Origin of the sequence: Chthonobacter rhizosphaerae (assembly GCF_013839525.1) — a bacterium.
Taxonomy (GTDB): domain Bacteria; phylum Pseudomonadota; class Alphaproteobacteria; order Rhizobiales; family Pleomorphomonadaceae; genus Chthonobacter; species Chthonobacter rhizosphaerae.
The window spans coordinates 198,603-213,866 of the sequence record NZ_JACDIS010000001.1 but is presented as its reverse complement, the minus strand read 5'-3'; the positions used below and the strand labels follow the sequence as shown (position 1 = coordinate 213,866).

Below are 15,264 nucleotides of genomic sequence, written 5' to 3'. Positions count from 1 at the left end.
GGCGCTCCGTTCGCGCCGCTGTCGATCGGATAATGGCGGTCCGCCACCAGCGGGCCGCCTTTTTCATTGGAGAACCTGGTTCCGGAGACGTCGGATCAGCGCCTGGTCGACGGGAACCGCCTGTTTACCGCCGCGCTCTACAGTCCGGATCCACACCACGTCCTGGCCGCGCGCCGATCCTGGAACGAACATCATGCCGTCGATCGTCATCGCCCTGCCGATCCTTGTTCTGCCGGTCATGACCGTCTACGCGGCGGTGTCCGACCTTTTCACCATGCGGATCCCGAACCGGATCTCCCTGGTGCTGGTGGCGGCCTTCGCCCTCGCCGTGCCTGTGGCCGGCCTCGACGGGTGGACGGCCGCGCTACACCTCTTCGTGGGCCTCGGCGTGCTCTGCCTGACCTTCGGGATGTTCGCGGCCGGGTGGATCGGCGGCGGCGACGCCAAGCTGGCGGCGGCGCTGGCCCTGTGGATGGGCCCCGGCCAGGGACTGCCCTTCGGCGTCTACACCGCCCTGTTCGGGGGCGGCCTCACGCTCGCCTTCCTGAGTTTCCGGGCGATCCCGCTGCCGCAGATGGCGCTCCGCGAAGAGTGGATCCTGCGCCTGCACGGCCGGGAGAACGGCGTGCCCTACGGCATCGCGATCGCGGCCGGCGCCATGGCGGCCTTCCCGGCGACGCCGTGGTTCAAGGCCCTCGCGCCGCTTCTCTGACGGGCGTCCCGCCACCTGTCGAATACGAAATAAGACATTAACCATAAATTCAGGGCTTTGCATTGAAATCCGTGAAGGTCGGTCCTCCGGGACCGCTCGGTCAGGATTCGCGATGCGCCCCATTCAACTCGTCATTCTTCTCGTCGCCTTCGGCGCCGCCGGCCTCGCCGGCATGGTGGCCATGCGGCTCGCAGCCACCACGCCCGAACCGGTGGTCGCGCAGGCGCCGAGCGCGCCGGCCATGGAGACCGCCGAGATCCTCGTCACGGCCGGCAGCATCCGCATGGGCACGCCCATCACGCCGGAGACGGTCACCTGGCGGCTCTGGCCGAAGGAAGGCCTCGCCGAGGACTACATCTCCCGCACCGCCCGGCCGGACGCCGTCACGGAACTGCAGGGCACGCTGGCGCGCAGCCCCTTCCTCGCCGGCGAGCCGATCAAGGAAGGCAAGCTCGTCCGGACCGACCAGGGCTTCCTCTCCGCCGTGCTGCCCAAGGGCATGCGCGCGGTCGCGGTCCGGGTGAACGCCGCCTCCACGGCCGGCGGCTTCGTGCTGCCCAACGACCGGGTGGACATCATCCTGATCAAGCCGCCGAAGTCCGACGGGGCCGAGCCGATGAGCGAGACCATCCTGCGCAACGTCCGGGTGCTCGCCATCGACCAGGTGGTCGAGGACCAGGAGCAGAAGCAGAATTCCGTGGTGGCGCAGGACACCGCCACCCTGGAGCTGACCCCCGACCAGGCCGAGCTGATCATCCAGGCCCAGCAGGTGGGCACGATCTCCCTGGCGCTGCGCTCCATCGAGGACATCGACACCGTCACCGAGGTGGTCGGCACCGACGGGATCACCGTCATCAAGTTCGGCGTCCCGACCCGGGTGACCGCGAAGGACAAGCAGTGACCCATCGTCGACCGCGCCCTCACACAAGGATCCGCTCCATGAAGCGTTCGATCGTCCGCCTCGCCGCGGCCGTGCTTCTTGCCGCCGGCGTTCTCGGATCGGGGTCGGCGCCCGCCGTCGCGGCCGACGCCTCCAATCTGGTGCTGTCGTCGAGCGCGGAGCTGTCCGGCCGGGTGATCCACCTCGCCATCGACAAGTCGATGGTGATCGAGCTGCCGGAGGACGTGCGCGACGTCCTCGTATCGAATCCTCAGGTGGCCGATGCCGTGGTCCGGTCGGCCCGCAAGATCTACCTGATCGGCATGAAGGCCGGCGAAGCCAACATCTTCCTGTTCGGCGACGGCAACCGGCAGCTCGCCCAGTTCGAGCTGGTGGTGAGCCGCGACACGGTCGGCCTCCAGGCCATGCTGTCCACCGTCATGCCGGGCAACGCCATCACCGTGCAGACCATCGGCGAGAGCATCGTGCTCTCCGGCACGGCCAAGAGCGCGGAGGAGGCCGGCAAGGCCGCCGACCTCGCCGCCAAGTTCATCGGCGACCCGGAGAAGGTCGTCAACATGCTGGCCGTCGGCGGCAGCGACCAGGTCCACCTGAAGGTGGTGGTCGCCGAGGTGCAGCGGGCGGTGATCAAGGACCTCGGCATCGACACCCAGTCGCTCCTCCAGAACACCGGCATCGCGTTCTCGGTCGTCAAGGAGATCGCCGAGACCGCCGCGTCCCTGAACGGGTCCGCCGTGACCGACTACACCGGGACCATCGCCCGGAGCGCCGGCGGCGCCGTCGGCCTCGCGGACGGCATGCGGCTCTCCAACGTGGTGAAGCTCCTCAACCAGCAGGGCGTCGTCCGCACCCTGGCCGAGCCGACCCTGACCGCCGTGTCGGGCGAGCAGGCGAGCTTCCTCGCCGGCGGCGAGTTCCCGATCCCGGTCAGCCAGTCCGACGGCGAGATCGTCATCGAATTCAAGCAGTTCGGCATCAGCCTGGCGTTCGAGCCGGTGGTGCTGTCGCCCGGGCGGATCAGCCTGAAGATCCAGACCGAGGTGAGCGAGCTCTCCAACGAAGGCGCCGTTCAGGTGAGCGGCCTCACCATTCCGGCGCTCACGGTCCGCCGCGCCAACTCCACGGTGGAGCTGCCGTCCGGCGGCTCGATCGTGATGGCGGGCCTCATCCGCGACAACGTCCGCCAGACGCTGACCGGCTACCCGGGCCTGATGGACCTGCCGGTGCTCGGCTCCCTGTTCAAGAGCCGCGAGTACCAGCGCAACCAGACCGAACTCGCGGTCTTCGTCAGCCCCTACATCGTCAACCCGGTGGCCCAGGCGGCCCTGACCCGGCCCGACCAGAACTTCGCCCCCCCGGGCGACGCCCAGGCCGTCTTTCTGAACCAGCTGAACCGCGTCTATGCGAGCCCCGGCGCGACGCCGAAGGGCGCCTACCATGGCCGCGTCGGCTTCGTCTACGACTGACCTCAAGAGGACCAGGAGATCCCGCCATGCAGAAGCTTGGTCCGTCGGGCCGCCGGGGGCGGCGCTCGGTCGCGGCCCTCGGTCTCGCGGTCGCGGCGCTCGTCACCGCCTGCTCGACACCGCCGGACGTCACCGGTTCGCTGCCGAGCGACGACTGGCGCAAGCGCAACCCGATCACGGTCGAGGAAGCGCCGGAGACCCTCGACATCCCGGTCGGCTACGGCTCGCCAGGCCTTGCTCCGAACGACCGGGACCGGGTGCTGGCCTTTGCGGCGGACGCCCGCGAGAAGGCCACCGGCTCCCTCGTCATCATGGTGCCGTCGGGCGCCGCCAACGACGTGACCGCCGCGGCGGTGGCCCGCTCGGTGCACGCCACCGTCCAGCGGGCGGGCCTGCCGAGGGCGCTGGTGGAGACCCGTCCCTACGCGGTCGCCGAACCCGACGCGGCGGCGCCGATCCGGCTCAGCTACAGCCGCATCAAGGCGGTCTCGCCCCCGTGCGGCGCCTGGACGGAAAACCTCTACCGGGACGGCACCAACGACAGCGACCGGGAGTTCGGCTGCTCCACCCAGGCCAATCTCGCCGCCATGGTGGCCGATCCGCAGGACCTGATCGCCCCGCGGGCGCCGACGCCGATCAGCGGCGCGCGCCGCTCGAACCAGTACGGCAAGTGGGTGGCGGGCGAATCGCCGGCGTCGAGCGCGCCCGTCGAGGGCGGCTCCGTGTCGAGCGTCGGAGGGGGCGGTTGATGGACCCGATGCAGAAGACCGACCGGGGCATGCCGGTGGCCGCCGAGCGGATCGCCGAGAACGTGGACCTGCGGCCCATCCCGCGCATCGCCATCCAGGCGTTCTGCGAGACGCCGGAGGTGGCGGCCGCCCTGGAGCAGGCCGCCGGCGACCGGCGCATGGCCCGCACCCACGTGAAGATCCATATGGGCGGCATCTCGGCGGCGACCGACTTCTATTCGACCGCGCCGACCCCGAACCTCCTGTTCGTGGAGACCCGGGAGAAGCGCGAGAAGGCCCTGGAGGCGGTCGACCGTCTGGCGGCCGTGTGCGACGCCGGCAGCAAGGTGATCCTGATCGGCCACACGGAGGACGTGAGCCTCTACCGGGAACTCCTGAAGCGCGGCGTCAGCGACTACATGGTGGCGCCGTTCGATCTCTTCGACGTGATCCGGGAGATCGGCGAACTCTACCTGTCGCCGTCCGCCGGGCCGGTGGGGCGGACGATCGCCTTCATCGGCGCCAGGGGCGGTTCGGGCTCGTCCACCATCGCGCACAACGTGGGCTTCGCGCTCTCGCGCAGCTTCGATTCGGACGTGGTGATCGGCGACTTCGATCTCGCCTGGGGAACGGCCGGCCTCGACTTCAACCAGGATCCGCCGCAGGGCATCGCGGACGCGGTGTTCTCGCCGGACCGGATCGACGACGTCTACCTGGACCGCATCCTCGCCAAGTGCGCCGACAACCTCAGCCTGCTCGCCGCGCCGGCGACGCTGGAGCGGACCTACGACTTCGACGAGGGCGCCTTCACGACGCTGATCGACGTGATGCGGTCCGGCGTGCCGGCGGTGGTGGCGGACCTGCCGCACGTCTGGTCCGGCTGGGTGCGCCAGACGCTGCTCGTCGCCGACGAGGTGGTGATCACGGCCATGCCGGACCTCGCCTCGCTGCGCAACACCAAGAACCTCGTCGACCAGTTGAAGCTGATGCGGCCGAACGACCTCGCGCCGCGGCTCGTCATCAACCAGGTCGGCGTGCCGAAGCGTCCGGAGATCAAGCCTGACGACTTCCGCAAGGCGCTCGAGATCGAACTCGCGGCGGTCATCCCGTTCGACCCGGCCCTCTTCGGGGCGGCCTCCAACAACGGCCAGATGATCGCCGAGGTGAACGCCAAGAGCCCGATCGCCGAAACCTTCACGGATCTCGCCCGCCGAGTCATGGGGCGAGCGCCCGTCCGCAAGGCGCGCAAGACGGCGCTGGCGCCCATCCTGTCGCGTCTGTCGCTCGGCCGCCGTTCCGCCGGCTGACCGGGCAGGGAGTGATCAGACACAATGTTCGGCAAGCGTGGATCCTTCGGCCAGAGTGACGGGGCATCGAAGCCGGTGAAAGCCGGCGCGATGGCCCCTCCGCCGCCCGCCGTGGCGCCGGCCGCGGCCCCGCCGCCGCGCCAGGACGCCAGGACGCCCGTCCACGTGCCGCCCGGCCAGGGCGCCGCCACGCCCATGCCGGGCGAGCGGCGCAAGTCGGACGGCTACTACGACGTCAAGTCGTCCATCTTCTCCGCCCTCATCGAGACCATCGACCTCAGCCAGCTCGCCAAGCTCGACAGCGAGACCGCGCGCGAGGAGATCCGCGACATCGTCGGCGACATCATCCAGCTGAAGGCGGTGGTGATGTCGATCTCCGAGCAGGAGGAACTGCTCGACGACATCTGCAACGACGTCCTCGGCTACGGCCCGCTGGAACCCCTGCTCGCCCGCGACGACATCGCGGACATCATGGTCAACGGGGCGAACACCACCTACATCGAAGTCGCCGGCAAGGTGCACAAGACGGGCATCCGCTTCCGCGACAACGCCCAGCTGATGAACATCTGCCAGCGCATCGTCAGCCAAGTGGGCCGCCGCGTGGACGAGGCCTCGCCGATCTGCGACGCCCGCCTGCCGGACGGCTCGCGCGTCAACGTGATCGCGCCGCCGCTCGCCATCGACGGGCCGACCCTGACGATCCGAAAGTTCAAGAAGGACAAGCTCACCCTCGGCCAGCTGGTCAAGTTCGGCTCGATCTCGCCGGAAGGCGCCACCATCCTGGAGATCGTCGGCAAGTCCCGATGCAACGTGATCGTCTCCGGCGGCACCGGCTCGGGCAAGACCACGCTCCTGAACTGCCTGACCGCCTTCATCGAGAGCGACGAGCGCATCATCACCTGCGAGGACGCGGCGGAGCTGCAGCTGCAGCAGCCGCATGTGGTGCGCCTGGAGACGCGCCCGCCCAACCTGGAAGGGGAGGGGCAGGTGACCATGCGCGACCTCGTCAAGAACTGTCTGCGCATGCGTCCCGAACGCATCATCGTCGGCGAGGTGCGCGGCCCGGAGGCGTTCGACCTCCTCCAGGCCATGAACACCGGCCACGACGGCTCCATGGGGACGCTCCACGCCAACTCGCCGCGCGAGGCGCTCTCCCGCGTGGAGTCCATGATCACCATGGGCGGCTACACGCTGCCGTCGCGCACGATCCGCGAGATGATCTGCGCCTCGGTGGACGTGGTCGTGCAGGCGGCACGCCTGCGCGACGGTTCGCGCCGGATCACGCACATCACCGAGGTGGTCGGCATGGAAGGCGACGTGATCGTCACCCAGGACCTGTTCCTCTACGAGATCCTCGGCGAGGACGAGCACGGCAAGCTGATCGGCCGCCACCGCTCCACCGGCATCGGCCGGCCGCGCTTCTGGGACCGCGCCCGCTACTACGGCGAGGACAAGCGGCTCGCCGCCGCCCTCGACGCCGCCGAGGCGAACGAGATCAAGACCTTCACCTGACGGGACCGGAGACGACCATGCTGTTCGGTCTCGACACCACGATCCTCGCCTTCGTCGGGCTGATCGCCCTTTCGGCGGCGGCCCTCGCCTACGGGCTCCTCTACACGCGCATCTCGGCGGCCCAGCAGACGGAAGAGCGGCTGGACCGCATCGCCGGCGTGGGCGCGCGTCCCGCCGGCGGGCGCAAGCAGGACCCGGTGTCGTCCCGGCGCAAGTCCGTGCAGGACACGCTGAAGGAGATCGAGGTCAAGCAGAAGTTCAAGGCGGCCCGGTCGACCAACCCGCCGCTGATGCTGCGCCTTCAGCAGGCGGGCATGAAGATCAGCATAACCCATTACGTGGTCTTCAGCGTGGTCGTCGGCCTCATCTTCGTCATCGTCGGCTTCGCCTCGGCCCTGCCGCTGCCGCTGACCGTCGGGCTCGGGATCGTCGGCGCGTTCGGTCTGCCGCGCTTCCTGGTGAACTTCATCCGCAAGCGTCGTCAGGCGGCGTTCCTGGAGGAACTGCCGAACGCCGTGGACGTGATCGTGCGCGGCGTGAAGGCGGGCCTTCCGCTCAACGACTGCCTGCGGATGATCGCCACCGAGGCCAAGGAGCCGCTGCGCACCGAGTTCCGGTCGGTCGTGGAGGCGCTGACCATCGGCATCCCGCTCGACGAGGCCATCGGCCGGCTGTTCGAGCGCATGCCGCTGCCGGAATCCAACTTCCTGGTGATCGTGATCTCGATCCAGTCGAAGGCCGGCGGCAACCTCTCCGAAGCGCTCGGCAACCTTTCGCGGGTGCTCCGCGAGCGCAAGAAGATGCGCGCCAAGATCAAGGCGGTGTCCATGGAGGCCAAGGCGTCGGCCTCCATCATCGGTTCGCTGCCGATCATCGTGATGATCCTCGTGTGGCTGACGAGCCCGGACTACATCTCGATCCTGTGGACGGATCCGCGCGGCCAGCTCGTGCTCGGCGCCTCCGCACTGGTGATGATGTGCGGCGTGCTGGTGATGCGCAACATGATCAACTTCGAGATCTGAGGGCGACATGGGCGGTTTCATCGACACGGTCCGCGACCCGGTCTTCCTTCTCTCGCTGTTCGTTTCCGTCGCCATCTTCCTGACGGTCATCTCCGTGGCCGTGCCCATGCTGCAGCCGGACAAGCTGCAGAACCGCATGAAGGCGGTTGCGGTGGAGCGCGACAAGATCCGCGCGCGCGAACGGGCGCGGCTGCAGGCCGAGAGCGCCCGCGGCAGCCTGCGCAGCAAGGAATCCAAGCGCTACATGCGCGATCTCGTCGAAAAGCTGAGCCTCAAAAAGGCGCTCGCCGACGAGAAGACCGAACAGATGCTGCTCCAGGCCGGTTATCGCGGCGAGGCGCCGCTGACCATCTTCCTGTTCGCCCGCTTCGTGCTGCCGTTCGTCTTCATCGCCGTGGCGGCCTTCTACGTCTACGTGGTGCTGGCCCTCGACCGGCCGCCGATCTTCAAGGTGGGCATCTGCCTCGGCGTCGGCTTTTTCGGCTTCTATCTGCCGATCCTCTATGTCCGGAACGCCACCCAGAAGCGGCAGACCTCGATCAAGCGGGCCTTTCCGGACGCGCTCGATCTCCTGCTGATCTGCGTGGAATCCGGCATGTCGATCGAGACCGCCATGCGCAAGGTGGCCGAGGAGATCGTCATGCAATCCGTTGAGCTTGCTGAGGAATTCAGCCTCACCATGGCGGAGCTTTCCTTCCTGCCCGACCGCAAGACCGCCTACGAGAACCTCGCCAACCGGGTGGGTCTCGATGGCGTGAAGTCGGTCTGCCTCGCGCTCATCCAGTCGGAGCGCTACGGCACGCCGCTCGGCACCACGCTGCGCGTGATGGCGCAGGAGAACCGGGACATGCGCATGAACGAGGCGGAGAAGAAGGCGGCGGCGCTGCCGCCGAAGCTGACGGTGCCGATGATCGTCTTCTTCCTGCCGGTGCTCTTCGCCGTCATCATGGCGCCGGCGATCATCAAGATCATGTCGCTCTGATCGCGAGCCAATTCAAGCACTTGGCGTTCGCCCGCGCGGGCTTCACCGCGCGAGCGCCCGCTCCACCAGGGTCACCCACCAGCTGACCCCGTAGGGGATGGCGGCGTCGTCGAAGTCGTAGGCGGGATGGTGGAGGCCGGCGGAGGGGCCGTTGCCCATGAAGATGTAGGCGCCCGGCCGCCGCTCCAGCAGGTAGCTGAAATCCTCCGCCCCCATCATCGGTTCTGTCGCCTCGTCGACCGCGGAATCGCCGGCCACATGTCGGGCGATGTCGGCGGCGAAGCGGGTGGCGTCCGGGTCGTTCAGGGTGACCGGATAGCCCGCGTTATATGTGACGGTCGCGGTGGCTCCGAAGGCCGCGGCGGTGCCGATCGCCACCTGCCGGAGGCGGTCCTCGACCGCTTTGCGCACCTCCGGGTCGAGGGTGCGCACCGTGCCGGAGAGGGTCGCGGTCTGCGGAATGACGTTGGTCGTGTCGCCGGCGTGGAACTGGGTGACCGACAGGACCGCCGCCGCCAGCGGATCTGCGTTGCGGGCGACGATCGACTGGAGCGCCGTCACCACGTGGGCGCCGGCGAGCACCGGGTCGACGGTCAGGTGCGGCTTGGCGGCATGGCCGCCGGACCCTTCCAGGTGGATGGTGAAGACGTCGGCCGACGCCATCATGGGACCGGGCCGGATCGCGAACCGGCCGACCTCGATCCCGGGCATGTTGTGGAGGCCGTAGACCTCGTCGAACGGGAAGCGCTCCAGGAGCCCGTCCTCCAGCATGGTGCGGGCGCCGGCGCCGCCTTCCTCGGCCGGCTGGAAGATGAACACCACCGTGCCGTCGAAGCCGCGGGTCTCGGCGAGATGACGGGCCGCGCCGAGCAGCATGGCGGTGTGGCCGTCGTGGCCGCAGGCGTGCATGGCGCCGGGGATGGCGGACTTGTACGGCCGGTCGACGATCTCCTCGATCGGCAGGGCGTCCATGTCGGCGCGCACGGCGATGCGCCGGCCGCCGGGACCGCCGCGGCCGTGAAGTTCGCCGACGACGCCGGTCCGGCCGACGCCGGTCTCGACCCGGTCGAAGCCGAAGGCCCTCAGCTTCTCCGCCACGATCGCGGCCGTTCGGTGCACGTCGTAGAGGACCTCCGGGTGGCGGTGGAAATCCTGGCGCCAGGCGGCGATGTCGGGGGCGAGGTCGGCGACGCGGTTGAGGACGGGCAAGGGCGGGGTCTCCGGACGGGCGAAGCCGCAGCTTCGGGGAGCGGGGCCGGGAACGCAAGCGCGCGAGATGAAGCGGGCGCGGACGGCGCCTCATCAACGCGCCGGTCCCACAGGCACGGCGATACGGCCACACCGCCTCGCGCCGTCGCATCCCCGCAGGTCGCGGCCACACCGCCGCCTCAGGCGACGTGCTATCTCGTCTCGCGCCGATCGGCGATTCGCCGTTCCACCCGTTCTCCTCCCGGATTCCGCCTGCCATGACGCTCAGCCGCCGCGTGTTCCTCGCCGCCCCGCTCGTTCTCGCCGCCTGCCAGACCGAGAAGGCCGCGGTCGCCACCAAGCCCACCTTCTACGAGGACCTCGCGTCGCCGACCGCCCAGGTGGACCAGCAGCGCGCCCTGTCGATGATCAACCAGTACCGGCTGAGGAACGGCTCCGGGCCGCTGTCGCTCGACCCGGAGCTCGGCCGCATCGCCCGCGCCTACGCCAGGGAGATGGCGGCGGCGGACCGGATGAGCCATTCGCTCTCCGACGAGGCGCGCCTCGGCAACCGGCTGAAGGCGAACGGCTACGCGTTCGAGGCCGCGGGCGAGAACATCGCGGCCGGCTACCGCACCCTGGCGGAGGCCTTCTCCGGCTGGCGCGAGAGCCCGGCCCACGATCGCGGCATGAAGGACCGGGACATGACCCACATGGGCATCGGCACGGCCTTCAACCCGAACTCCAAGTACAAGGTGTTCTGGTGCCTGATCTTCTCCCGGCCGCGCGGCGTCGCGGTGGGGACGCCCGGCGTTGCCGCCTCGCCGAGCCTCGTGACGGTGGCCGGCGCCCGGGTGGGGGGCTGAAGCGCGCCAGAACCGGCCGAGGGCGTGGGCGTCGCCTCCGCCTTTTGTCTAGTCATTAGCCGTCTTCGGCGATGCGCAATTGCATCCCGCAGCGCACGCGATCACACTCGCCGGCCGTCAACGTCCGTGATCGAGTGTTGCCATCGTGCTGTCGCGCCTCACCTTCGACGATCTCAAGCGCACCTTCCGCTGGGAGATCCCGTCGCGCCTCAACATGGGCGTGGACGTGTCGGACCGCTGGGCGGCCCGGGATCCGGGGCGCCCGGCCATCCTGAGCCGCCGGCCGGACGGCGGGGCGGACGTGACCACCTTCGGCGACCTCGCCCGCCTCTCCAACCGGTTCGCCAACGTGCTGGCCGCCCATGGCGTCGGCCGGGGCGACCGTGTCGCCATCCTGCTGCCCCAGTCCGTGGAGGCGGTGGTGGCGCACGTGGCCGCCTACAAGCTGGGCGCGGTGGCGCTGCCGCTCTCCATCCTGTTCGGCGTCGACGCACTGAAGTACCGGCTGTCCCGGGCCGGCGCCAAGGTGGTGATCGCCACCGGGCAGGCGGCCGAGCGGGTGGCCGAGGTCGCGCCCGACTGCCCGGACCTTAGCCTGGTGATCGCGGCGGACGGACGCGCGCCCGGCGCCGTGTCCCTGCAGGCGCTGATGGAGCGCGCCTCCGACGCCTTCACGGCGGCGGAGACCGGCCCGCGCGACCCGGCCCTGATGATCTTCACCTCCGGCACCACCGGCATGCCGAAACCCGCCCTCCACGGCCACAGCGTGCTCCTCGGCCATCTGCCGGGCATCGACCTGTCGCAGGACAGCCTCGGCCAGGCGGGCGACGTGATGTGGACGCCCGCCGACTGGGCCTGGGCGGGCGGCCTCCTCAACGCCCTGATGCCGGCGCTCCATTTCGGCGTTCCGGTGGTGGCGCACCGGTTCGAGAAGTTCGACCCGGAGCTCGCCTGCCGCCTGATGGCGGACTTCCGCGTGACCAACGCCTTCCTGCCGCCGACGGCCCTGAAGCTGATGCGCCAGCTGACCGGCATCCGGCAGCGCCACGCCCTGTCGCTGCGCGCGGTCGGCTCCGCCGGCGAGGCGCTCGGCCGGGAGGCCTACGGCTGGGCGCAGGCGGAGCTCGGCATCCCGGTGAACGAATTCTACGGCCAGACCGAATGCAACGCGGTGATCGGCTCGGCCCACGCCCTCGGCGTCGGCAAGCCGGGCTTCATCGGCAAGGCCATACCGGGCCACGAGGTGGCGATCCTCGGGGCGGGCGGCGAGCCCGTGGGGCCGGGCGAAATGGGCGAGATCGCGGTGCGGCGGCCGGACCCGGTGATGTTCCTGGAGTATGCGGGCGATCCCGCCGCCACGGCGGGCAAGTTCGTGGGCGACTGGATGACCACGGGCGACGCCGGCATGATGGACGAGGACGGCTATATCGCCTTCGTGGGCCGGGACGACGACGTGATCACCTCCGCCGGCTACCGGATCGGCCCCGGCGAGATCGAGGACTGCCTCCTGTCGCACCCGGCCGTGCAGCTGGCGGTGGCGGTGGGCAAGCCCGACCCGGTGCGGACCGAGGTGGTGAAGGCCTATGTGCGGCTGAAGCCGGGCGAGACCGGCGACGCCGCGCTGGCCGACGCCCTGAAGGCCCATGTGCGCGAGCGGCTCTCGGCCCATGAATACCCCCGCGAGATCGCCTTCGTGGACGACATCCCGATGACCACCACCGGCAAGCTGATCCGGCGCGGTTTCCGCGACCGGGCGCGGGCGGAGACCGAGGACGCCGCGGGGAACGGCTGACGGCCGGCGTTCGGGTCGGGCGCGCTCAGCCGCCGCGAAGGCGGCCCAAGGCGGCGCGGGCCGCGGCCGCGAGCGAGCGGCGGCGGGCGTGAAGGTCGGCCGCCCGGGCGGCGAGGCCGTTCGCGCCCGGACGGGTGGCGAGGATGATCGTCCCCATGGCGAACCGGCCGGCCCAGAGCCGGTCGATCATGGGATGGCCCGGGGTGGCGAGGCTGTCCACGTCGGCAAGGCGGCCGGCGGCGCGCCAGTCCTCCGAGACGAGGCGGATCAGCTGGACGCCGGGCGAGGCCGCGGCATGGCTCTCGTCGTGGGCGATCTTCCAGATGAACCCGCTGACGCCGGCGAAAAAGCTGATGAGGGCGGCGACGGGCCGGCCGGCGACGGCGAGAAGGTCGACGCGGACGCGGCCGGTGCGGGCGAGTTCGGCGACGAGATCGGCCGCGAAGGCGGTGCCGCCGGGGGCGACCGCAAGGCTGGTGCCGCCCCGGCCCTTCCAGCTGGCGTGTTCCAGGGCGAGGAAGAGCGAAAAGGCGTTGGCGACCTCGACCGGCGTGGTGGCGACCTCGTGGCGGACGCCGCCGGCCCCGTCGAGGCGGCGCATGAGCCGGCCGAGTTCCTTCAGGCGCTTGCCCTGCAGGCCGGGGCCGTAGAGGTCCGGGCCGTCGGCGAGGCGGAGAGCGGCGCGGTGGTGCGCGTCGACCGTGGCGAGGTGGATCTCGCGCCCCTCGGCGGCGCGCGCCAGGGAGGCCGCGAAGGGGCCGTCCAGCCGCTGGTAGGGGAGGCGCGCCACGGGCCCGATCACCGCGAGGGCGTCGATCAGCCGGCCGGCGTCGAAGCCGGGCTGGGCGAGGGGCGTGCCGAGCGGCCCGTAGCGGCTGGCGAAGAGGTCGGTGACGACCGGGCCGACGCCCGGAAGGACGCGGGCGCGCCGGACGACGGCGAGCGCGTCGAGGGGGCGTGCGCCGCCGGATGCCGGGCCCACCTCCGGGCCGATCGCCGGGAGCGCGATCACCGACCAGTCGTCCGGCTCCACCCGGCCGGCGGCGGCCCGCAGCATGGCCCGGTCGGTGAAGACGTTCGGCTCGGCCGCCTCGTCGGCCAGCCGGTCCCAGGCGGCGCCGAGCCGTTCGGTCGCCTCGCGGAGCGGCAGCACCAGGGGAGCGGGGCCGCCCGTCTCGAGGGGCGCGAGGGCGGGGCGGGGGAGGGCCGTCATGCGGACGACCCCCGCGCCGCCGTCAGGGCGTTTCGCGGCGGCAGGCGGAAGACGAATACGGTGAGGCCGAAATGGCGGCGGACGGCGGCGGCGAGGAGGAGCGCCTCCGCCACCATCGCGACGGCGGTGGCGGCGGCGGCGCCGTAGAGGCCGTAGGCCGGGATGAGGACGAGGTTGAGCGCCACGTTGACGGCGAGCGCCACGCCGAAGATGGCCGCGCACGTGGTCTGGCGCCCGGCGAGGGTGAGGAGCGTCTCCACCGGCCCGATGGAGGCGCGGGCCAGGATGCCGAACACCAGGATGACCAGGAGGCCGGCGCCGCCGGCGAAATCCGCCCCGAACAGGGCGAGGAGCCGGTCGCCGACGAGAAGCACGAGCGTGGAGACGGCGACCGAGGGCCAGAAGGTCCAGCGCACGGCCGTGCGCACCATGGCCTCCAGGCCGACCCGGTCGCCGGCGTAGTGGTCGTAGGCGAAGCGCGGGCCGCTGGCCGCCCGGACCGCGTAGGCGACGAAGTGGACGAGGGCGAGGGTCTTGGTGGCCGCATAGTAGACCGCCACGTCCTCCGGCGTGCCGAAGTGAGAGATCATCAGCACGTCCACGGACGTGAGGAGGGCGTAGAAGCCGTCCACCAGCAGGATGGGCAGGGAGACGCCGAGCCAGACGCGCCAGTCGGTGCGGGCGGCGCGCCGCTCCACGGCGGCGGCGACCCGGCGACGGAGGCCGACGAGCTGGCCGAGGGCGGTGATCCAGGTGGCGACGATCATGGCGAGGCAGGCGGTGACCGCCGTCATGGGCAGGTCGGCCTCGTGGAAGGCCACCATGACGGCGAGGACGCCGACCGGGCGCCAGATGTAGGTGGGGCCGAAGGCGAGGTCGGACCAGGCGAAGGAGCGGGCGATGCCGTCCTGGACCTCCGTCAGGCAGAAGAGCGGGAGGCAGACGGCCCCGAGCAGGATGGGCAGCACGTAGTGCTCGTCCACGGCGCCGGGGAGGGTGACGGCGGCGAGCGCCCCCACGGCGGCGAGGCCGGTGGAGAAGCCCGCGGCGGCGAGCCGGCTGGCCCTGAGGACGCCCCAGAGGCGGGCGAGATCGCCCGTCGCCCGGTATTCGGGGATGAAGCGGATCACCGAGCTGGAGAAGCCGAGGTTGCCGATCTGGCTGAGGATGGTGATCCAGACGTAGACGACGACGAAGATGCCGTATTCGTACATGCCCATCCAGCGGGCGAGCACGACCTGGGACAGGTAGGCGATCGCCGCGCCGGCGACCCTCAGGGCAAAGGCGGCGAGCGCGGTGCGCCCCGCCTCCGCCTGGCTGCCCGCGCCGAGGAGCGCGTCGACCCGGCCGGCGACGGTCGCCGGGAGAAGGCGCCGCAAGGGGGCCAGCAGGAGGTCGGTCAAGGGCGGCATCCGGGCGAGGGGCGATGGATGCAGGCTACGAGGCTGGCCGTTAAATTTCCGTCAGGCGGCGGGGCGGGCACGGCGCGGGTAGCCGTTGCTTGCCGTTCGGCACAGTGTTCATCGCAACTAGTATTCACTACGTCTTAAGTAAAAGACCGTAAGGAGAGACGAC

14 protein-coding genes are annotated in these 15,264 nt (G+C 70.6%); 10 read left to right on the top strand and 4 right to left on the bottom strand.

The features are described 5' to 3' along the window. Positions 1-63: 63 nt before the first annotated feature. Complete coding sequence (locus HND91_RS00975) at positions 64-210, bottom strand: hypothetical protein (RefSeq protein WP_181704646.1); 147 nt, start codon at positions 208-210, stop codon at positions 64-66. On the opposite strand from HND91_RS00975, the gene HND91_RS00970 reads away from it, so the two are divergent. From HND91_RS00970 to HND91_RS00935, 8 genes are all read left to right on the top strand, one after another. Further along, on the top strand, positions 194-712 hold the full coding sequence (locus HND91_RS00970) for an A24 family peptidase (protein ID WP_181704645.1): 519 nt from the start codon (positions 194-196) through the stop codon (positions 710-712). The genes HND91_RS00975 and HND91_RS00970 overlap by 17 nt on opposite strands. A gap of 112 nt (positions 713-824) precedes the next feature. Further along, on the top strand, positions 825-1,613 hold the full coding sequence (cpaB, locus tag HND91_RS00965) for a Flp pilus assembly protein CpaB (protein ID WP_181704644.1): 789 nt from the start codon (positions 825-827) through the stop codon (positions 1,611-1,613). A gap of 38 nt (positions 1,614-1,651) precedes the next feature. Continuing rightward, positions 1,652-3,079 carry a type II and III secretion system protein family protein gene (locus tag HND91_RS00960; RefSeq protein WP_181704643.1) on the top strand — a complete coding sequence of 476 codons (1,428 nt, stop codon included), beginning with the start codon at positions 1,652-1,654 and terminating at the stop codon, positions 3,077-3,079. A 26-nt stretch (positions 3,080-3,105) separates the two neighbouring features. Then, the gene (locus HND91_RS00955) at positions 3,106-3,828 is read left to right on the top strand and encodes a CpaD family pilus assembly protein (protein WP_181704642.1); all 723 of its coding nucleotides are present in this window, start codon (positions 3,106-3,108) and stop codon (positions 3,826-3,828) included. Beyond that, complete coding sequence (locus tag HND91_RS00950; protein WP_246329236.1) at positions 3,828-5,114, top strand: CpaE/TadZ family protein; 1,287 nt, start codon at positions 3,828-3,830, stop codon at positions 5,112-5,114. The genes HND91_RS00955 and HND91_RS00950 overlap by 1 nt, the downstream gene beginning before the upstream one ends. Before the next feature lie 24 nt (positions 5,115-5,138). Beyond that, on the top strand, positions 5,139-6,626 hold the full coding sequence (locus HND91_RS00945) for a TadA family conjugal transfer-associated ATPase (RefSeq protein WP_181704641.1): 1,488 nt from the start codon (positions 5,139-5,141) through the stop codon (positions 6,624-6,626). A gap of 20 nt (positions 6,627-6,646) precedes the next feature. Continuing rightward, positions 6,647-7,648 (top strand): type II secretion system F family protein, encoded by a 1,002-nt coding sequence (locus HND91_RS00940; protein ID WP_181705173.1) that lies wholly within the window; start codon positions 6,647-6,649, stop codon positions 7,646-7,648. A 7-nt stretch (positions 7,649-7,655) separates the two neighbouring features. Next, entirely contained in the window at positions 7,656-8,630 is a 975-nt protein-coding gene (locus HND91_RS00935) for a type II secretion system F family protein (protein ID WP_181704640.1), read from the top strand. Positions 8,631-8,672: 42 nt separating this feature from the next. On the opposite strand, the gene HND91_RS00930 is transcribed toward HND91_RS00935, so the two are convergent. Continuing rightward, a complete protein-coding gene (locus HND91_RS00930) occupies positions 8,673-9,839 on the bottom strand; it encodes a M20 aminoacylase family protein (RefSeq protein WP_181704639.1) in 1,167 nt (388 codons plus the stop codon). A 257-nt stretch (positions 9,840-10,096) separates the two neighbouring features. Between HND91_RS00930 and HND91_RS00925 the strand changes: the two genes are divergently transcribed. Then, a complete protein-coding gene (locus tag HND91_RS00925) occupies positions 10,097-10,684 on the top strand; it encodes a CAP domain-containing protein (RefSeq protein WP_181704638.1) in 588 nt (195 codons plus the stop codon). 142 nt (positions 10,685-10,826) lie between these two features. Next, the gene (locus HND91_RS00920) at positions 10,827-12,476 is read left to right on the top strand and encodes an AMP-binding protein (protein ID WP_425485414.1); all 1,650 of its coding nucleotides are present in this window, start codon (positions 10,827-10,829) and stop codon (positions 12,474-12,476) included. A 25-nt stretch (positions 12,477-12,501) separates the two neighbouring features. On the opposite strand, the gene HND91_RS00915 is transcribed toward HND91_RS00920, so the two are convergent. Continuing rightward, the gene (locus HND91_RS00915; protein WP_181704637.1) at positions 12,502-13,689 is read right to left on the bottom strand and encodes a GNAT family N-acetyltransferase; all 1,188 of its coding nucleotides are present in this window, start codon (positions 13,687-13,689) and stop codon (positions 12,502-12,504) included. Then, positions 13,686-15,092, bottom strand: a complete 1,407-nt coding sequence (locus HND91_RS00910) for a lipopolysaccharide biosynthesis protein (protein ID WP_181704636.1) — start codon at positions 15,090-15,092, stop codon at positions 13,686-13,688. The genes HND91_RS00915 and HND91_RS00910 overlap by 4 nt, the downstream gene beginning before the upstream one ends. Positions 15,093-15,264: the final 172 nt, after the last annotated feature.